This is a genomic window from Dyadobacter sp. BHUBP1 (assembly GCF_050587785.1).
In the GTDB taxonomy this organism is placed as follows: domain Bacteria; phylum Bacteroidota; class Bacteroidia; order Cytophagales; family Spirosomataceae; genus Dyadobacter.
In genome coordinates this window covers 725,980-746,906 of sequence record NZ_JBOBIH010000002.1, presented here as the reverse complement: position 1 = coordinate 746,906, position 20,927 = coordinate 725,980, and the positions used below count along the sequence as shown (strand labels likewise).

Below are 20,927 nucleotides of genomic sequence, written 5' to 3'. Positions count from 1 at the left end.
CAGAAAAATTTTTGAATCCATACTAAAGGCCGTCATTTAATGATCTCCACTTCCAATGCACTCGGAGCGTCGGCCTGATGATAAATAGTGTGTTTGGCAGTAGTGAAATCGGAATCCTGTGCTTTGTAAATATTCTCGACATACTTCTGCGGATTACGGTCAAAAAGCGGGAATGCCGTGCTTTGCACCTGCACCATAATACGATGCCCTTTTTTGAAAGTATGCAGCACATCCTGCAAGCGGAATTTCAGGTCGGTCACTTTACCTGCTACCACAGGTTCGGGTTTTTCAAAGCTGTTGCGGAAGCGGGCGCGCATTACTTCGCTCCTCACCATTTGCTGGTAGCCTGCAAGCACCACTTTCGAATCGGGCATATAGGCGTGGTTCTTTTCGTCGTCAGGATACACGTCAATCAGTTTTACGAAGAAATCCGCATCGGTACCAGTAGTACTGAATTTCAGCAATGCATTAATCTCCCCGCCCAGCGTAACATCTTCGGTCAGTATATCTGTTTCAAAAACCAAAACATCAGGGCGTGTAGCAGCGAAACGCTGGTCTTCCGACATATATTCAAAGGGCGTAAAGCCCGACATTTGCTTGTAATTAGCTGTATAAGGCACGGGTTTTAAAGGGTCGCTCACATATGCAGTCGCCGATTTGCTTTCTTTCGGTGCATTGAAATCCAGTTTACCTTTTGAATGGAAGTACAGTTTGCGTTTCTCAGCATTCGCTACCGGCCATTTATCAAATGTCCTCCATTCTTTTTTACCGGTGTCAAACAAATAAGCTTCCGGCAAACCGGTCTTTCCGTCGCCAGCCTCTTTCAGAAAATGCTTGAAAAATTTCGCTTCGATATTGTTCTGGTAAAAGGTAGCAATACTGTCGCCGAAATAAATGTCGTTGTGCAAAGTATGCCCGGTTTCGCGGCTCCAGCGACCGTGACCAAATGGCCCCACCACCAAGGTATTGTATATGGAAGGGTTGTTCTTTTCCAGGGTCTTATAGGTATTCAGAGGGCCATACAAATCTTCGGCATCAAACCAGCCACCCACGGTCATGAATGCGTGTTTCACCCCTTTCAAATGGGGCAGGATGTCACGTTTCTTCCAGAATTCATCCTTATTCGGGTGGTTGACCGTCTCCTGCCAGTAAAAGTTCTGTGAATAGTATTTATCAAAATTCTTCAAAGAACCTATTTCCAGGTTGAAAGTGTAACCATCCGGCCTGGGCGTGAACATTTCACCTGCAAACCACGAGTCGGTCGTAGGCTTCGGCGGCTTGATACCAAAAACCGGGAATGTGAGATAATAGCCTTGCGTAAACGCACCATTGTGATGAAAATCATCGAAAAAGAAATCGGCGATCGGGGCCTGTGGTGAAGAAGCTTTCAATGCGGGGTGGCCGGCCAATGCGCTCGCTGTGGTGTAAAACCCGGGATACGAAATGCCCCATTGTCCTACCCTACCATTATTATTCGCCACATTTTGGAGCAGCCATTCAATGGTATCGTACGTATCCGAAGCCTCATCGACGTCGTTCTTGCCTTTTTTCTGATCAATATGCGGGGTCATGTTCGTCCAGGTACCCTCGCTCATGTAACGTCCGCGCACGTCCTGGTACACGAATATAAATTTGTCACGCATCAATGCCGGGCTCGGTCCCAGCCGCGGCGGATACTTGTCGGCACCGTAAGGCGCCACACTGTAACAGGTACGCTGCATTAAAAAGGGATACTTTTTATCGGCGGAAGCATCCTTTGGAGAATACACGATGGTATGCAGCTTCACACCATCCCTCACGGGAATGTCGTATTCCGCTTTGGAATAATTTTCACGGATGTACTGCTCGTCGGAAGCAATCTGCCCATAAGCATGCTGTGCCAGCACGAAAAGCGCTGCGCGTAGTAGATTTTTGATCATAGTTTGTGATTATTTTCTCTTGTAGTAATTCAATGATGCACTGGCAACAGTCCCCTTCTCGCTCAGCGTATAAAAACCCTTGCTTTCGTTTTCAAAACAGATCGCCTCACCCTGCGGTTCAAGCGCAACGGTCAAAGTTTTGCTGGCAGATTTAACGAGCGTCTGGCCGACGGATTCTCCATTGCCTCTTTTCCAATAATAAACGCCAAGGTAGGTACGAACCACCATTTCGTTCCCGTCCTTGGAGATACTTCCCGCAGTTGCTGTCGCGACGCCCGGAACGGTGCCTATCTTTTCGGCAATCATGGTTTCGCTGGTCGACTGCGGGAATGGCAACCTGTAAATATTGGTCTGCGCTTCCTTTGATAATACAAAAATGTCCTTCGTCACCGGATCGACGATCAGCGCTTCCGCATCTCTCGGGCCGTCGGGATAGCTGAAAGTGATCCTTTGCAATGCGCTTTGGCTGAAAGAGGCATCCGCACCTTTGATTTCAGGAATACGGTAAATAATGTTGGTAGAGGTTACCGGTTGGTTATTGTTGCCAATATCAGCTATGTAGGCATACGATACGCCATTATCCGGGCCCGGACCCACTGCTACTTCCTCCCAGTCGTGGTTATTGCTGCCAGGTACATTATATTCTTTGATGCTTTTGCCGTCTTTGCTGATGAGGTACAAGGAATTCGGCTGGCCTGAATCCTGGATCGTCCACAAGTAACCGCGCATGGTAGCACTGGCTGCCAGACCGGATGCTTCATCAATAATACCGGTAGCAATCGGGAACCGCTCGGGCGTTGTTTCAAACTGGTCCGATAAACCATTCCCTCCGGGGGAAGGCTCGGGGTCACCGCATGAACAGGTTACGCAAAATACGAGTGAAGCCAGGATCAATCCCACTCGTCCGCTCACGCCGTCAGATATTTTCATAAAAAACACTTCATGTTAGATTTGCTAAAAATACGTACTTTTGCCGCATTTATTATCAGCGACTTTCATTATATCAGTATTAAAATAGTTATATGTTACGTACACATACCTGCGGGGAATTAAGCTTAGAACATGTAAATCAAGACGTTGTATTGTGTGGTTGGGTTCAGCGCGTCCGCGATAAGGGAGGCATGATCTGGCTCGATCTGCGTGACCGTTACGGCATCACCCAACTGCTGTTCGAAGAGGGCAAAACCCCCGCAAATGTGTTGGAAACTGCCCGCTCTCTGGGCCGCGAATTCGTAATTTCGGCCAAAGGTGCGGTAATCGAGCGTCTGTCGAAAAATGACAAGATTGCAACCGGTGATATCGAGATACGCGTGTCGGAACTTACCATTCTGAACCCCGCAAAACTGCCTCCGTTCCTGATCGAGGACGAAACCGACGGCGGCGACGACATCCGCATGAAATACCGCTACCTCGACCTGCGCAGAAATACGGTCCGCCAAAACCTGCAATTGCGCCACCAGGTAGCGCGATACACCCGTGCTTACCTCGATAACCTGAACTTCATCGAAGTAGAAACCCCGGTATTGATCAAATCCACTCCTGAAGGCGCCCGCGATTTCGTGGTACCAAGCCGCATGAACCCGGGCGAGTTTTATGCATTGCCACAATCCCCGCAGACCTTCAAGCAGTTGCTGATGGTAGCTGGTTTCGACCGTTACTATCAGATTGTCAAGTGTTTCCGCGACGAAGATTTGCGCGCCGACCGTCAGCCTGAATTTACGCAAATCGACTGCGAAATGTCATTTGTGACGCAGGAAGATGTGCTGAACACATTCGAGGGCATGATTCGTGAGCTTTTCGCGAAAGTGAAAAATATCGACTTACCCGAAGTTCCGCGCATGACCTATGCGGATGCGATGCGCCTGTACGGTTCCGACAAGCCGGATATTCGTTTTGGTATGCAATTCGTAGAACTGAAAGGCGATGACCGCGACCTTACGTCCGGAAAAGGTTTCGGCCTATTCGACGATGCGGGCCTTGTAGTGGGTATCAACGCCACCGGGTGCGCGGCTTATACAAGAAAGCAAGTCGACGAACTGACCGACTGGATTAAACGTCCGCAAATCGGAGCGAAAGGTCTGGTGTATGTTCGTTATAACCCCGATGGATCGATCAAATCGTCCGTTGACAAATTTTATACCGAAGAAGAGCTTAAAAAATGGGTGGAAGCGTTTGACGCAAAGCCGGGCGATCTGCTATTGATCCTGTCGGGCCAGGGCGATAAAACGCGTAAGCAGCTCAACGAGCTACGTCTCGAGATAGGTTCACGCCTGGGGCTGCGTAATCCTGACGAGTACCGCGCATTGTGGGTGATCGACTTCCCGCTTCTCGAATTTGGGGAAGAAGAAAACCGCTGGTTTGCGATGCACCACCCGTTCACAAGCCCGAAACCGGAAGATATCGAACTCCTGGATAAAAATCTGGGGCTGGTAAGGGCCAACGCATACGATATGGTGATCAACGGCGTTGAAGTTGGCGGAGGTTCAGTACGGATCTTCGAAAAAGAGCTTCAACGGAAAATGTTTGAGATCCTCGGATTCTCGGCCGAAGAAGCGCAGGAGCAATTTGGCTTCCTGATGAATGCATTTGAATTCGGCGCCCCTCCTCATGCCGGTATTGCATTTGGTTTCGACAGACTTTGTTCTATTTTTGGAGGCGCGGATTCGATCCGGGACTTCATAGCATTCCCTAAGAACAATTCGGGTCGCGACGTGATGATCGATTCGCCTTCGGCGATCTCGGATGGGCAGCTTAAAGAGCTGGCAATCCGCGTGGAAGGCGCCAATTCATGATCCAAACGAGATAGATCTGACAGATCATTTAAATAAAGTAAGATTTTGTAGATTTGCCCCGGGCATCATTTAAATTTAACCACAGGACCATCCGGAAACGGAGCGGTCCTGATTGTAATTAAACTACACTGCATGCATTATCAATCCTTTGTAAGATCCTGTTTCAGGAACACCTTCTTGTTGCTACTCCTTTTGACCAACATCGGGGTTTTCGCTCAAAATAATACTTCTCCCCAGCTTCCGACGGACCCGACACAACCCAAAATCGACCCTTCGCAAGTGACCAACCAGCAAGCCGTCGACTTTTACAACCAGGCTAAATCCGCCGGGATGTCGGATATGGACATCGAAAAAGCAGCATTGCAGAGGGGCTACACTTTGGATCAGATATCTGCTATGCGCAAACGGCTTCAGCAAAAGCCAAATGAAAAGCAAACCAATGATCCCAATCGGGACGAACTGGATGAAACCAGGGACCAGGACGATGCGGATCAGCTCGATGAGGAAGCCAACAACGAGCGTGACTCCACCAATGCAAGAAGCGCGCGAAACCGCCGCCTGAGCCGTACTTTTGGCTCTTCTTTCTTTGCACGTTCGACTTCTACCTTCGAGCCTAACCTTCGCATCGCCACCCCACGGAACTACATTCTCGGGCCTGAAGACGAAATCGTTGTGGATATTTACGGAAATGCAGTGGATAACTTCCGCATGAAGATCAGCCCGGAGGGAACCGTAAAAATGCTCAACCTGGCTCCTGTGTATGTCAACGGGCTGACCATCGAACAAGCAAGCGAGCGCATTGTAAACCGCTTGCGCCAGGCTTATTCGACACTCAACCGGCCCGGTTCGGGAACCTATTCATCCATAACACTTGGCAATGTGCGCAGCATACACGTGATGATCACAGGTGAAGCCGCACGGCCAGGCACTTACACAGTCTCCTCGCTCGCAACAGCATTTAATGCGTTGTCGATATCCGGCGGCCCAAGCCTTAACGGTTCTTACCGCAATATCGAAGTGATCAGGAACAACAAGGTGATCAGAACTATTGACCTCTACAAGTTCCTGGTAGATGCCGACCTGCGCGACAATATCGCTCTACAAGATCAGGACATTATCCTGATCAGGCCATTTGAAACAAGGATAGAACTGAACGGCCAATTAAAACGCCCCGGCATTTTCGAAGCCAAACCAGGCGAAACCCTGGGGAGCCTTATCCGTTATGCAGGAGGTTTCACGCCGGAAGCCTATACGAAGACCTTCACCTACCAGCGCAACACCGGGACCAATTATATGATTGGTAGCATCGATTCGGTTCAAATCGAAACTTTCGCTCCTAGAAACGGGGATATTTTCAACATAAAACGGATACTGGACGTTGTAGCTAACCAGGTGGAAATACGGGGTGCTGTTACGGTGCCGGGCCCGTATGCGTTGGAAGAGCGTTGCAATTCCGTTCTGAAATTGATCCAGATGGCCCAGGGACTTAGCCCGCGTGCTTTCCTGAACCGCGCCATTCTAGAAAGATCCAGCGGCGAAACCCAGACAGGTATTGTGGCGATTGACCTTCGTAAACTTGTAAACGGTGAAATAGCGGATATTCCATTGCTCGCAGGCGATATCCTGACAATCAAATCCGTGGAAGACCTGAAAGAATTTACCTACCTGACCATTTCGGGATCTGTAATCAACCCGGGTAACTATTATTATTACAAAGACATTACCATCGCCGACCTTATTTTCCAGGCTGGCGGTTACACGGAAGGTGGTATCCCCTATCGCATTGAAGTGTCACGTCGTGTAAAAAACGATACGCTTGACCTACCTTCTTCGCAGAACGTCCGCATTTTCTCGATCGACGTGGCCGACAATCTGGTGTTGAACCCGGACGACCAGAAATTCAAGCTCCAGCCGCAGGACATCATCGTGGTGCGCAAGTCGCCGCGTTACGAGCCGCAGAAATCTGTAACCGTCATTGGTGAAGTGCGGTACCCAGGGAATTACACCATTATCAACAATTTCGAGCGGATTTCAGACCTGTTCGGTAAGGTAGGCGGTCTGCGGCCTGAGGCATACCTGCCCGGTGCGCGCTTCTACCGGGGCCAGGAACTGATCGCGGTCGACATTGAAGCGATCGTCAACAAGCCCTCGCTTTCTTCGAATCTATTGTTGATGCACGGCGACACGCTGGTAATCCCGAGACGCCTCGAAACAGTCAGGATTCAGGGCGGTGTACACAATCCTTCGGTTATGAACTTCGATTCTAAGTTCAGCTACGATGATTACATTTCCCAGGCCGGTGGCTATACTGAGCAAGGTTGGAAGAAGCGCGTGTACGTGTCATACCCTAATGGCCGGACGCACAGAACCAAGAATTTCCTCTTCTTCAGATCCTATCCCAAAGTTGAACCTGGTGCGGTTGTGACCGTGCCGGTGAAAGTTGCCGAGCCCGAGCGTCAGAAGACACCTGGTGAGCGCATCGCATTGTTCTCATTCATAGCATCGATGGTTAGTACACTCACATTGGCGGCAATTACCCTGAGCAGAAATAATTAACCATGATATCCCATCCAGAAAAAAAGCCGGTAGTAGCCGACAGCAAGGAGAGTTCATTCAATGCTTCGGAAATACGTTTTATTGATATCATCCTTTTTATAGGGAAGTATATCAAATTGCTGATACTGGCCGTGATCATATCCGTGGTAGCTGGCGTCGCTTACAGTTTCACACTTAGAAAGAAGTACGAAGCCAAGGTAAGCCTGTTGCCGGAATATGGAACATCGAAGAGGGGGTCGTTCTCCTTGCTTGGTGCAGGCCTTAATGGTGACGGCGCCGAAAAATTGCAGCCGGACCTCTACCCGACCATTATGCAAAGCTCGCCGTTTGGCGAATACCTGCTCAAACAGCCGGTTGTGGATCAGGACAACAAGCCTTATAAGACGCTCCTGGATTTTATGAAAGCACAGGCTAAACCAGGGTTATTCTCGGGCTTGTTCTCTTCTTCGCCCAAAGCCCCTGCAAAAGAAGTTAAGCTCAAAAGGGATGGAATTCTTTCCTACTCGCTTTCGGAGCAATCCAATATCGCGAGTGCCATTTCCCTCCTTTCAGCAGAAGTGGATCAAAAAAGTGGTGTAATCCAGATCAGCGCGGAAACGGTCGACCCATTTGTCTCGGCGATCATCGTGGAAGCGGCACAAAAATACCTGATCGATTATGTAGAAGACTATCGCTCATCCAAAGCAAGCCAGCGTGAAGGCCTGCTTGCCGACCGGGTGAAAGAGGCCAAAGCCCGGCTCCGTACTGCGGAGTATGCGCTCCAAAGCTACCGCGACCAGAATAGAAATATCTTTTCAAACACAGCCAAAATTGAGGAGCAACGGTTACAGGCGGAATACATATTATCAGAATCACTTTACAGCGACCTGGTGAGACGGTATGAGCAAGCCAAAGTCACTGTGAAAGAAGAACGCCCGGTATTTAAAGTACTCGAACCTGTAAAAGTTCCATTATTAAAAAGTAGCCCAAAAAGACTGCGCATAGGCCTGATATGGGGCTTCCTCGGTGGCTTTTTCACTCTTTTATACATCCTCCTTATTAAAGAAAAAGTGGTTCAGAAAATCGTTTCGGGCGCTAATGAGTAGGATGCAGTGCTTTCACACTCAACTTTTTATACATACTTGATCGCCCGGTTTACCTCGCAGGTATCTGCACGGTTCATTGCCAACAATCTGAATCTGCTTCAATTTAACTGGTGATCTCAGCCTTCATGTTCCGCTGATCGGGCCTTATGTCAAGAAGCTGAGCCATTTGAAAAGTAAGTAATGAGGACCGATAAAAAACCTAAAATATTGTCATTCAGTCACTATGGTACACTTTACGGTGCAAACAGGTCCCTTTTAGCTTTACTTACTGCTACCCGACACAGGATAGACTGGTGGGTAATATGTCTGGAAGACGGCGATTTTGCGAAAGAGCTGGCCAGGAACGGCATCGAATACAAGATTGTGGCGTTTGCCAACGACATTCATAAAATCCCGAGATTCCCGCAATGGTTTCACAGCGTTAAAAGGTTTACGTTCAATGTTCTTGCCGCGTTTTATATTGCTATATTGGTTGTCAGAAAACGGATCGATCTGATCCATACCAATTCATCGGTGATCTTCTTTGGTGCGCTCGTTGCCTTCTTTTCGGGCCGGAAGCACTTGTGGCACATCCGCGAGTTTGTATATGAGGACTATCATTTAAAATACAACTTTGGTAAATCATCGTTCCGGTTCTGGGCCAACAAGGCGGCATGTATTATCTGTATTTCAAAAAGCATTGCTCAAAAAAGGGTTATCGAGGCGGGTGTTACCGCGCCATATGTCGTAATCTACAATGGACTGGTCGATGCGCTTCCGGAGACATCGCCTCGTATGCTTTCTGAAACTCCCCTCGCAGGCATAGTGGGCATCATCAACCCCGCCAAGGGCCAGATGACGGCCGTAAAAGCGGTGAATGCACTCGTTAAAAAAGGAGTCGCCATAAAATTGGAAATTGTAGGCGAAGTTGGCGATCCGGCTTATTATGAGGAAATTGCAGCCTATATCAGGGAACAGGATATTAGCGAACATATTCAGTTTACCGGGTTTACCAAAGATATTCAAAGCATTTATCGTCGTCTGGACGCATTGCTCATGTGCTCGCCGAACGAGGCGCTTGGGCGCGTGACGATCGAAGCCATGATGTACGGTGTTCCCGTAGTCGCATTCGATTCGGCCGGCACCAGTGAGATCGTCCAGCACGGGCAGACCGGCCTGCTCTTCCGGTCCGATGAGCATAGTCTTGCCACTGAGTTGGAGAGATTACTCAACGACCATTCCCTTTATGCCGACATAGCCGGACGCGCAAGGGAGCATGTTCTTCAAAATTTCACGATTACAAAATATCGCGACAATTTTCTCAGGGAAGTAGAAGGTTGCCGTCAAAGCTAAGTTATGCAGTACCCCAAAATTTCGATCATCACAGTTGTAAGGAACGGCGAGAAAGACCTCGAAAATGCCATCAAAAGTGTCGTTAACCAAAGTTACAGGCATATTGAGTACATTATTCTGGACGGACTTTCGACTGACGGGACATTGGATATCATCCGGAAATACGAACATGAGATCGCCCTTTGGAAAAGTGAGGCCGACCGCGGGATATTCGACGCTATGAACAAGGGACTTGATTTGGCCACGGGCGACTGGGTCTATTTCCTTGGATGCGACGATGTGCTGGTTTCGCCGACAATTATTGAAGAGGTTGTTGCCGAGATGACCGAAACCGACGGCATTTATTACGGAAACACCTATCTGAAAAAAAGTAATCAGATTTACACCGGTAAAGTCAGCAAATGGAATATCGCGTTGCGGAACATCTCGCATCAGGCCATTTTCTATCCAAGGTCAATTTATAAGCAAAAGAAGTATAACTTGGACTATAAATTAGCGGCCGATCACGTCTATAATGTGGAGTTATACAGTCGCTTTGCTACTCATTTCGTTTACATGCCTAAACTGATATCCATTTACAACGATCTGGGTATGAGCTCTGTAAATATCGACTATCAACATAAAAAGGATATTGTCGGCATAGTGTACGATAATCTCGGCAGTGCGGTGGGTTCCTACTATTGGTTCCGTGTGAAGGTTTCGAATTTTAAAAACAGTTTGAAAGGTGGGAAATGATTTTTTCGTAAGGGCAATCCTGGATAACTGGCTCTATTACGGGGCTATTTATGGAGCATTGTTGTGCTTTTATCTGCTTCTCTACCGAAAAATCTACTGGGGCATTCTCGACCCCATCCTACTCACGGTCATTAACCTCACCGGAGGGGCATTTTGTGTGTACTTCCTATATTCCGACCAAGCCCTCAAACCTATATATGGCTGGTCTTTCCTGGGTACCGAAATCGCATTGTTCGTAGGATTAACAATCGCAGCATATATACCGGCAATCAAACTCGGAGGAGATACGAATAGACTTGAAATCCCAACCCAGGGCATCAGCGAGTTCGATCTGTTCGTTTTTGTCGTTTGTACAGCTTACGTTTTTGTTGAAGCAATCAATTTGAAAACGGTCGGAATCGTACTCCTCGATAGCGAACACAACCACGTCTCGGCTTATGAGGGTCACGGAGTTATCCGGGCATTTCTGGTGTCTTACCGGTCATTGGTGATTATGTCGCTGTACTACAAGATCCTCTATCTCAAAAAGAGGCTCAATCTGTTCGAGCTATTCATCTGTTTCGTGCTACTGCTAGACCTTGCTACCAATGGGTCCAAATCGGGCATTGTGGTTTTCTTCGTCATGTACTTCCTGATTACCTATCCGATGGTCGTCCAGGGACGAATGAGCACAATTAAAATATCCTGGCCACTGATGCTGGTTCTGTTGAGCTTTCCCGTTGGTATCGTAATGATCTCCGTAGGTGCCGATGCATCGTCGGCGGTACAACAGGTAGGCTTGCGGCTCATGGCTAGTGGAGATATTTTCCTGCTCGGGTATTACGACGACGTCATGGACAGCATCCAGGAGTCCTCCTTCTTCAAGTATGCGTTTTATCCGGGCTGGGGGACAATCCTGAAAAACCTTGGTTTCGAGATTACGCCGCCCGAGCCTGTCGGCGTAGATGTGTTTGCGTTTTATTCGGGTCGCCGAACATCCGGGGCAAACGGAAGATACAATTATCTGGCTTACCATTTCTTCGGACTCTGGGGCGGCATCTTGTATGCGCTGATCATCGGCCTCCTGGTAGGCTATTTGCGTAATATCTATAAAAATCTTAACCCATTGAATATGAACTACTACTCCTTCCTATTCATATTGGTGCTGATCGCTTGCTCAACCCGCTTGATTGACGATATTCTGCTATTCGGTAACACAAGCTTCTGGGGCCTCCTATTTCTGACATTATCTTATGTGGTAGCCAAAATCCTGTACATGGTGCTCCAAGTGATCACCAAATCAAAATCGTATGCCTGATATTGTTTTCTTTACCTATAATATTTCGGCGGTTGGCGGAACGGAACGCGTGGCTTCGGTCATTATCAATGAACTTGCTAAAAGAAATTATAATGTTCACGTATTAGGCCTTTACGGCGATCCTGAAAAGGTTTTCTTCCCTTTCGAGCCGAATGTAAAGGTTACCAGCCTGCATATCGAAAATCTGAAAGGCGTCCGGAAAATCCTGTATTCGCAACATAAAATCCGGCAATTCATCAACAATAATCATATCGATACATTTGTGACGGTCGAATCAATCATGGCGACGTATTCGATCCCGTCTCTTGCCTTTACTGGCATCCGGCATGTGGTGTGGGAGCACTTTAATTTCAAGGTAAGCCTGGGCATAGCGGCCCGATCTTTTGCGAGACAGCTTGCACTTTTCTTTGCCGACAAAATCGTAACGTTAACGGCCCGTGATATACAGTTCTGGAAAGAGGGAGCCTGGTACCGACGCGCACAACTGGTGCACATTCCGAACCCCATGTTCCTGGAAGAGCAAAAAGTCAACGAAAGTCCCTCTAAAACGGTCATTTCCGTGGGAAGGATTACTTTCCAGAAAGGCTTTGACTTGCTGATCGACGCCTGGGGGCAGCTCCCCGCGAAACTTCGGAATGAATGGAAGCTGCTCATCATCGGCGATGGAGAAGACAAACCGCTTCTTGAAAAGAAAATAACAGAACTCGGGATTGGGGAGTCGGTCGAACTTGTGGGTACTACAAAAGCAGTTTTTGCTTATTTTGAAACAGCATCCATCTACTGTCTAAGCTCGCGGTTCGAAGGGTTGCCCATGGTGCTCCTGGAAGCTCTCGCGTTCCATTTGCCCGTTGTGGCCTTCGATTGCGACACCGGACCGGAAGAACTGATCGAACAAGGGCGAAATGGCATCCTGGTAGAGGCAGGTAATGTGAGCAAATTGTCGCAATCATTAGCTGTGCTGATGAATGACGATGTCCTCCGTGAGCGTATGAGGAATTACAAATCACAAAAACTCGATACACTCGAACTCGGGCGAATTATGGAACAATGGAGCCGCGTATTGAAATAAAACGACCCTATGTAAGAACACACTAGCTTTGAAAAAACAAAAACTACTTTACATACTGCACGACGTGCAGATCGGCGGCGTTGAGGTAGCCATGCTATCGGCATTGCCTGAGCTAAACAGGCAGTTTGACCTGAAAGTGATGGTTTTGGGGAGTATCGATGCAAATATAACCAGCCACCTCTCAGCTACGGAAAAAGCTTGCATGGTCACGTTCGACTATAAGCTAGGTATGTATCCGTTGGTCATTCCCAAAATGATCCGCTTCATTCTGCATTTCTCCCCAGACGTCATGATCTGCTCGCTATGGCGGGCATCCTTGCTCGGTGTCATAGCTAAAAAGCTCAGACCCCAAATAAGGTTCATCTCTTTCATTCATAATACCGCTTTTTTTCATGGCTTCGACCGGCTGTTCAGCCAGGCAGCCATCCGTCATGCCGATTCGATCTTCACAGATTCTCAGGCTACGGCCACATTTGTGACCGGGCAATTCGAACCTCCCGTACCTGTTGAAGTCATTTCTTTTTTTACGAGTCATTCGCCGGATTTTAAACCAGCCCCGCCCTTCGATAACCAAAATGTGCGGTTCATGTTTCTCGGACGGATCAATTCCGTAAAAAACTTACCTTTGGCCGTCGACACCATCCGACACCTGACAGATCGCGGATACAATGCATCGCTGGATATCTATGGCAGGGATGATGGGATGCTTGAAACGGTAATAGAATATATCCGCAGGCATCAGCTGGAAAGCCGGGTGCGGTTTAAGGGAGAAGTGAACGGTAGCGAGAAGCTGGAACTATTTGGAAACTATAATTTCCTGATTCAGCTGAGCACCAACGAAGGGATGGCCATGAGCGTAGCGGAAGCGATGCAAAACGGGCTCGTCTGCTTCGTAACCGCGGTAGGCGAAATTCCCAACTATGCTGAAGATATGAAAACGGCGATTTTTGCTGATATTAGCACAACCGAAGCATTCGGCCATTCTTTGCAAAAACTGGAATCCGTGATTGCCGATCCGCAGCTTTACAACCGGATCTCGTTAAATAGTTACGAGGGATTTAAAACGGTGGGTACGTACTCTGAATCCTTGATACGCAATATCGGGACAGTCGTGCGAGCAAGTAAAACCATCGGCAGCGATTAATATCACATTTAACAGAAAGCGGTTTCTCTGGAGTTGTTATTGAGATTATGAAAATATTACATGTCATCACGCTAGCGGAACTCGGGGGCGCTCAATCCGTGGTGATCAATCTGGCGCGCGAATCTGTCAATGACGGTCATGAGGTAATGGTTGCGTCGTCGGAGGACGGAGAATTGTGGAAGGTGCTTCCCTCGGAAGTAGGCCAATGGAAGATCAACCCGTTGCAGCGCTCCATCAGCCTTTCGAAAGAGCATAAGGTGGTAAACGAATTGCGGCGACTTTACCAGATTTTTAAGCCTGACGTCGTTCATTTGCATTCTTCCAAAATCGGGATTCTCGGCAGACTGGCCTTTCCACGGAAAAAGATCGTTTACACCGTTCATGGCTTTGATTCCATTCGGGTCGCATTCAGAAAGTTTCTCCATCTGGAACGCCTTCTGCAGATCAGGGCCAAGCATATTGTCGGAGTGAGCAAATACGATTACAATAACCTGCTGAGCGAGGGGATCAAAAAGAATGTCTCCTACATTTATAACGGCATTACGGATTACTCCACCGACGTTCCTGAGAATCACAGCGAAAGTTATCGCCGCCTGGCCGAAATGATCCGGTCAAAGTCGGGTTTCAAGGTGATGTGTATTGCGAGGATTTCGCCGCAGAAGAAGTTTGAACTTTTTTGTGAAGTGGCAGAAATGCTCGCTGGCCACAATATTCATTTCTTCTGGATAGGCAACAAAGATGAAATGGCCGACCTTCCGGCGAATGCCTACTGCCTCGGAGAAGCGGAAGATGCACATCGTCTGCTGAAATACGCCGATCTGTTTATGCTTCCTTCCAATTACGAGGGTATGCCTATGTCCATTCTTGAAGCATTATGCTACTCGGTTCCCGTGATTGCCTCTGATGTCGGCGGCATTGGAGAAGTCCTTAATGGATTGAATGGCAGGGCAGTAGCCAATACCGCAAGTGAATTTGCAGACCAAATACTGTATTACGCGAGCAACCCGGCCGAACTCGCCCACGCAAGAGCCGAAGCCAGAAAGTCGTATGAACAGTATTTCACCGTCGGGGCAATGTACCGGATGTACCTTTCCCTCTACAAATCGATAGCCTGAACTTCACCGTGCGGACACTTACAGGCAGGAAATGATTATGGGAAATGTGATAAATCGATCGAATCAGTCGAAAATGCCCGGAGCACTAAAAAAACGGAAAAATTCTTTACAGTAAAATAATATTTTGTGCCAAAACCTTCCTTATATTTGCCGGTACTAATTTCATCCCTTCTCCGCCAAATATTAATTTTTAGCGCAAAAGCCCTTCTCTGCCAAAAATTATATTTGATTTGACCATATTGATAATTTCGTATTTCAAAAGTTTATTCCTAAACTTGTAGCTTTAACACACGTATATTCTACAATCACACTATTTTTTAGTTCATAAAATACACACATATGGGCAACACTTACGTATCTGACCGCAAGTATATTCACCGGCTTCTAAGCAAAACCGCCGTTTCGGAAGAAGTCCTGATTGTCACCAGCTACGACTACTTTCTTCAAAAAAAAGATCTGGCGTTACTTCTCAAAAGATACAAGGAGATTATCCTGATACCGCACTCAGATAACGACGATTATCTTCTCAATCACACGGTAAGGCCACTACTCGACAGATTTGAAAAAATACACCTGGTTACTAATCCCCAGTATGACCGACGTAACAGGGTGATCTACGAACTGGTTGTCCGAAAAAACAAATCGATCCGAATCACCACCGTTTACGATTTCTGCGAGCGAGACCTCAAAAAAGTGTACATTCCGGACGACGTCACCGAAATCAATCCCAATCTTCTAACAGTCCCCACTTTCGGCAGAAGGGTTCGTTACCCCAAGAAGATCATCGATATAACGATCTCAATCATATTGTTCCTTCTTACATTCCCGATCTGGATTCTCAGCTATTTCCGAATCAAACTGGAATCCCCAGGGCCTGTATTTTACTTCCAGGAACGTGTGGGCATGAATAACAGGCCGTTCAATTGCATCAAATTCAGGTCGATGGGGCTGGATGCAGAACAAAACGGAGCATCATTCTCAAAAAAGAACGATTCCAGGATATTCTCGTACGGTTCATTCATGCGCCTGACACGCATTGACGAATTGCCTCAAATCATCAATATCTTCAGACGTGACCTATCGTTGATCGGCCCGCGTCCGGAACGCCCCGTGTTTACTGAAACATTCGACGAAATTATTCCCTATTACAACCTCCGCCACAACATCAAACCAGGCATCACCGGTTACGCGCAGGTAATGTATTCGTACGGAGCCGGTGTGTACGACGCGCGTCACAAGCTCATGTATGATCTTTATTATATCAAAAACTGGAACTTGTTCCTGGAATTGAAAATCATACTCCTGACGGCCGTAGTTATTTTCGGCAAGAAGGGCAGGTAATCCCTCTGACACTTCGTAAATTCTTAATAGTCCTGGAATGAGGAAATTCTTTTATGTGCTGCTTTTCTGGGCAGCACTTTGTGCTGAAAGCTACTCACAGGATTCTACGTTTTTCTATTCCGCCGGGATCAACGCTGCCGGCTCGACTGCCGGTGTACCGTTTTGGCTATACGCCAATCAGAATGCATCTACGCCCGAAAAAGGCTCCTTCGTGCAAGGTGCCGCCAGTTTTCACCGGGTCTACAATCGAAACAATCCCCGCTTCTTTCAGTGGTCGGGAGGAGCAGAACTGGTAGGTTTCGCCGGCAAGAAATCCGACGCATTCTTTACGGATCTGTTCATAGCCGGTAAGGCAGGGCCAGTGGAACTCAGTATTGGGCAAAGAAAGGAGTTCATGGGACTGGGCGATAGTTTGCTTACCATGGGGCCTATTGCTATGTCCCCCAACTACCGCCCCTATCCCAAGATCCAACTTTCGACACCGAACTTCGTAAGCCTGATTCCTGGCAACGACATTTTTTCTTTCAAGTTTTCTTACGGAGACGGGCTTCTTGGCTCGGCTGGAGTGCATTATGGCAACGTCACCAGCGTTCCCGACGTCTATCTGCATCAAAAATCCCTTTACCTAAAACTCGGTAAGCACACGCATCGGCTCAATCTGTTTGGAGGTTTTAACCATCAGGCTATGTGGGGTGGCGAAGACAAAATCTTTACCGGTGGCCTCAAAAAGGCCAAAGCCTATGAATATGTCATCTTTGGCAAACCATGGAGTCATAGCCGTGTAGGCAACCATTTCGGAACGATCGACGTAGCCGCAGAGTGGAAGGGGAAACGATGGGACATTTTTCTCTATCGCCAAACGATCTACGAGGACGGCTCACTTAGCAATTTGTCCACCGTATCCGACGGTTTGAGCGGATTACGGTTTAAAAGAAAGCAAAGAAGTGAAAACGCCCCCGCATTCCGTTTCAATACCCTGCTGTTTGAATTCCTCTATACTAAGAACCAGGGGGGCGCGATATTCGACTACCTGAATGGAATTTTCGGAAAAGACAATTACTTCAATCATTACGTTTACAACCAGGGATGGTCGTACCGCGGAAGAAGTCTTGGCACTCCCATGATCGCTCCTCAGACAACCACCCGGGACAACCTGTTTACCACCGGAAACCTTTTCACTGCGAATAACCTGATCGTTGCCTATCATTTGGGCGCCGAGGCTTCATGGAAGAAGTTTAATTTTTTACTAAAAGGCAGTTTTTCCCAGAACTCGGGCACTTACGATAACCCGATCAGACCGGTTGCGAACCAAACTTCCTTGCTATTAAGAGTTGAAGCCCCGCTTTTAAACTCTAAAAGAGATATTTTCGGTTTAAGTCTAGCCTCTGACTTTGGCCAATTGTACACACAAAACATGGCAGTGCTGATCAGTTGGCGGAAATCCGGCTTTATCTGGTAACTTTAAGCTTTTGCATACACGGCTGAACTATTTCCCTGTTTTACTAAATGTCGTCCCTATTTTCCCTGATACGAGTTTACCTACCCCTTTATCTGTTACTCATCGTTTTCAAATTACAAGCTCAGGATTCGACAGTATACTATAAAGCATCGGTAATGGCGGCCGGGGCAACGGCCCAAACTCCTTTTTGGCAGCACGCCAACCAAAATGGTAGTATTCCGCTAAACGGCAATTTTGGCATTGTCGATGCCGGAATATATAAGGTTTATAATCCACATAACCCGCGACTGATTCAATGGAGCGCAGGCATTCAGGGAATCGCCAGTTACGGTAAATCGGCAAATGGTTTCCTGTCTGATCTATATGCCGCTATAAGAATCGGGAAGGTTGAAATTCTCGCGGGGCAAAAAAGGATGACCGCCGGACTTGTCGATACGACCCTTTCTTCCGGCTCACTCGCTATGGCTGGTAACGCTAGGCCCTACCCCCGGGTCCAGGTTGCCATTCAGGAGTACTTGCCGCTTTACTTCACCAACAACTTCGTCGCGCTGAAATTTACTTATTCGGATGGATACCTGGGTGCCAGCGGCATTAATTACGGCAGCGTTCCCCACATTTCGGACACCTATCTGCATCAAAAACAACTCTATTTTCGACTCGGCAAAAAATCCCACCGTTATCGCGTCTACCTGGGAGCCAATCATCAGGCTATTTGGGGCGGCGAGAAAGAAATAATGCCGCTGTACCAACTCGACATGCTTAAAGCTTACTGGCATACGATCTCCGGGAAAACCCTGGATTATCGAAAGGTTGGTAACCATTTCGGAACATTTGACATCGGTGGCGAATGGCATGGAAAAGACTGGAATTTCTTCTTATACCGCCAGAATATCTACGAGACCGGGTCACTCTTCAGAGTTACTAATTTTGAAGACGGGCTGAACGGGCTGAGCGTGAAACGTACCAAACCGCTTCCGAACGGCTCTTCCTATCTGGCATTTCACTCATTTCTGCTGGAAGTGATCGGAACACGCAATCAGATCAACCGTTATCCGATATCTGAACTGTCACTGTTCGAAAGGGCGAACTATTTCAATAGCTACGTATATCAGCGTGGCTGGTCTTATTATGGCTCTGGCATCGGCTCACCCTTAGCCCCGGCATCAACCACTACCGATCGTGATTTACCGCGCAATAATTCGGAATTTACGAATAATAATCGTTTCTGGGCGTTTCATACAGGGGTAACCGCCACCTGGCTGCATTTGAAATTGTCATTCCGCGGTACTTATTCGCGTAATTCAGGTTCCTTCCTCACACCATTTGAGGGAGTCAGGCAGCAAGTATCCTTATGGCTGGGTGTTGAGAAAAACTTAAATATCTTCAAAGGATGCAGTGTTTATTCCGCATTATCGTCGGATATTGGTAAGCTGTATCCTAACACCTACGGGTTAGCCATCGGCTTGCGGAAAAGCGGATTCCTGGATTAACCCGTTTTGCAATCAAGCGACGCATATGTTCAATATGATAATAGAAAAGTTATACTTATTTTTGTTGGCTATTATACACATTATGGACAATGCGTGAGGGCACACCTATGAGATTTCTTTTATTCATACTACTATTAGTGCCCATCCTTGGCTTTTCCCAATCTGAGATCAAGGAACCTGTTATCTATACCGACTCAACCACGAATTACGCGGAATTCGTGGGAATGGGCAGCACCAATGGGTACACGCCGTTCTGGATCCAATCCAATCAATACGGGATCGTGCCGAAAACAGGCCCCAACCTTAGCGTGCGTGCGGGGCTAGAACGTTACTGGACAATATCAGAGAATAAAACCCGGAATGAGTGGCGTGTCGGCGCGGGTATAGAAGCAGCGGGAAATTTTGTCCAAACCAAGAATCTCCTACTTCCCCAGGCGCATGTAACATTGCGTTATAAGAACTGGGAATTATATGTGGGACGCAAGAAACAGGCACTTGGCCTGGCGGACTCTACCATCGGTTCAGGCTCTTACGCCTGGTCGGGTAATGCACTGCCGATTCCCAAGATCTACTTCGGAACCACCCGCTTCGTGCCGGTACCGCTCACAAAAGGCTGGCTCTCCTTCCAGGCATTCTATTCCGACGGGCTTTTTGAAAACAGCAGGCCCATTACCGAGAATTTAAAATTTCATCAGAAGGCGTTCTACCTTCGTATCGGAAAGGCGAATTCGTTGCTGAAACTTTACGGAGGCTTCAACCACCAGGTCCAATGGGGCGGGAGACTTAAGAAGAATCTGGGCCTTACGGGCGACAGACTGCAAATGCCTACCGGATTTAAGAACTATATCAATGCCGTCATAGGATCCATCGGCGGGAGTGGTGACGACATAACCTATTTCGATAGCACGAGCCGCATAGGAAATCACCTCGGCTCGATTGATCTCGCGATGGAGGTCGAAACCTACGAGACCAGTATTTTTCTATACAGACAGTTCATTTACGAGGATGGCTCGTTATTTTATCTGACGGGGCTCAAGGACGGCTTGTACGGCGCCAGAATCAAGCGTAAAAACTCTTATGGGGCTAATTTCGAGATCAATGCGGCTGTCCTGGAGTTTTTATATACCAAAGACCAGGGAGGTAACGATTTTGTATTGACCGATGGTAAAAAGCGAGGCCACGATAATTATTTCAACAACCAGCAGGTTCGTGACGGCTGGGGTTATTATGATAGGACTATCGGAACGCCGTTTATTCCTCCCACTTCGCAAACCAAATGGAAGTGGCCGAATTATGCCGACAATTTCACGAGCAACAACCGCGTCATGATGTTCCACCTGGGACTGGAAGGAACATTGCTCCGCAGAATCCAGTGGATGGGCAAATTCTCCTTCTCAGAGAACAGTGGCGCCTGGCTCGAACCATTCCTTGGCTCACCCAGGCAATTCTCCGGTATGCTCATGATGCAATCCAAGCTCGACGTGCTCGGCGGTTTGACCGTGAAAGGGGCCTATGCGGCGGATATCGGCGACTTGTACCGTAAAACCTACGGATTCATGCTGGGTGTGCGAAAAGACTTCTCATTTTATTGAA

General features: G+C 47.7%; 15 protein-coding genes. 13 read left to right on the top strand and 2 right to left on the bottom strand.

Annotation, left to right across the window (positions count from 1 at the left end; genetic code table 11):
* Positions 1 to 32: 32 nt before the first annotated feature.
* Complete coding sequence (locus ACQ4MZ_RS09870) at positions 33 to 1,919, bottom strand: CocE/NonD family hydrolase (RefSeq protein WP_430844656.1); 1,887 nt, start codon at positions 1,917 to 1,919, stop codon at positions 33 to 35.
* A 9-nt stretch (positions 1,920 to 1,928) separates the two neighbouring features.
* Positions 1,929 to 2,849, bottom strand: a complete 921-nt coding sequence (locus tag ACQ4MZ_RS09865; protein ID WP_430844654.1) for a PE-PGRS family protein — start codon at positions 2,847 to 2,849, stop codon at positions 1,929 to 1,931.
* Positions 2,850 to 2,941: 92 nt separating this feature from the next.
* On the opposite strand from ACQ4MZ_RS09865, the gene aspS reads away from it, so the two are divergent.
* The 13 genes from aspS to ACQ4MZ_RS09800 all read left to right on the top strand — a co-directional run bounded on the left by aspS (position 2,942) and on the right by ACQ4MZ_RS09800 (position 20,926).
* A complete protein-coding gene (gene aspS / locus ACQ4MZ_RS09860; RefSeq protein ID WP_430844652.1) occupies positions 2,942 to 4,711 on the top strand; it encodes an aspartate--tRNA ligase in 1,770 nt (589 codons plus the stop codon).
* A 132-nt stretch (positions 4,712 to 4,843) separates the two neighbouring features.
* Entirely contained in the window at positions 4,844 to 7,267 is a 2,424-nt protein-coding gene (locus tag ACQ4MZ_RS09855; protein WP_430844651.1) for an SLBB domain-containing protein, read from the top strand.
* 2 nt (positions 7,268 to 7,269) lie between these two features.
* Complete coding sequence (locus ACQ4MZ_RS09850; RefSeq protein WP_430844650.1) at positions 7,270 to 8,352, top strand: lipopolysaccharide biosynthesis protein; 1,083 nt, start codon at positions 7,270 to 7,272, stop codon at positions 8,350 to 8,352.
* Positions 8,353 to 8,559: 207 nt separating this feature from the next.
* Complete coding sequence (locus ACQ4MZ_RS09845) at positions 8,560 to 9,684, top strand: glycosyltransferase family 4 protein (protein WP_430844648.1); 1,125 nt, start codon at positions 8,560 to 8,562, stop codon at positions 9,682 to 9,684.
* Positions 9,685 to 9,687: 3 nt separating this feature from the next.
* Positions 9,688 to 10,419, top strand: a complete 732-nt coding sequence (locus tag ACQ4MZ_RS09840; RefSeq protein WP_430844646.1) for a glycosyltransferase family 2 protein — start codon at positions 9,688 to 9,690, stop codon at positions 10,417 to 10,419.
* Positions 10,409 to 11,716: an O-antigen polymerase gene (locus ACQ4MZ_RS09835; RefSeq protein WP_430844644.1), complete on the top strand. Its 1,308-nt coding sequence runs from the start codon at positions 10,409 to 10,411 to the stop codon at positions 11,714 to 11,716. The genes ACQ4MZ_RS09840 and ACQ4MZ_RS09835 overlap by 11 nt, the downstream gene beginning before the upstream one ends.
* Positions 11,709 to 12,785 (top strand): glycosyltransferase family 4 protein, encoded by a 1,077-nt coding sequence (locus ACQ4MZ_RS09830; RefSeq protein WP_430844642.1) that lies wholly within the window; start codon positions 11,709 to 11,711, stop codon positions 12,783 to 12,785. Before ACQ4MZ_RS09835 ends, ACQ4MZ_RS09830 begins: the two co-directional genes overlap by 8 nt.
* A gap of 28 nt (positions 12,786 to 12,813) precedes the next feature.
* Positions 12,814 to 13,929 (top strand): glycosyltransferase family 4 protein, encoded by a 1,116-nt coding sequence (locus tag ACQ4MZ_RS09825; RefSeq protein ID WP_430844640.1) that lies wholly within the window; start codon positions 12,814 to 12,816, stop codon positions 13,927 to 13,929.
* Positions 13,930 to 13,976: 47 nt separating this feature from the next.
* Positions 13,977 to 15,044, top strand: coding sequence for a glycosyltransferase (locus ACQ4MZ_RS09820; protein WP_430844638.1), 1,068 nt, complete (start codon positions 13,977 to 13,979; stop codon positions 15,042 to 15,044).
* 339 nt (positions 15,045 to 15,383) lie between these two features.
* The gene (locus tag ACQ4MZ_RS09815) at positions 15,384 to 16,385 is read left to right on the top strand and encodes a sugar transferase (protein ID WP_430844637.1); all 1,002 of its coding nucleotides are present in this window, start codon (positions 15,384 to 15,386) and stop codon (positions 16,383 to 16,385) included.
* Positions 16,386 to 16,422: 37 nt separating this feature from the next.
* Positions 16,423 to 17,844 (top strand): capsule assembly Wzi family protein, encoded by a 1,422-nt coding sequence (locus tag ACQ4MZ_RS09810; RefSeq protein WP_430844635.1) that lies wholly within the window; start codon positions 16,423 to 16,425, stop codon positions 17,842 to 17,844.
* Positions 17,845 to 17,891: 47 nt separating this feature from the next.
* Positions 17,892 to 19,334, top strand: a complete 1,443-nt coding sequence (locus ACQ4MZ_RS09805) for a capsule assembly Wzi family protein (RefSeq protein ID WP_430844634.1) — start codon at positions 17,892 to 17,894, stop codon at positions 19,332 to 19,334.
* Positions 19,335 to 19,441: 107 nt separating this feature from the next.
* On the top strand, positions 19,442 to 20,926 hold the full coding sequence (locus ACQ4MZ_RS09800) for a capsule assembly Wzi family protein (protein WP_430844632.1): 1,485 nt from the start codon (positions 19,442 to 19,444) through the stop codon (positions 20,924 to 20,926).
* Position 20,927 lies beyond the last annotated feature (1 nt).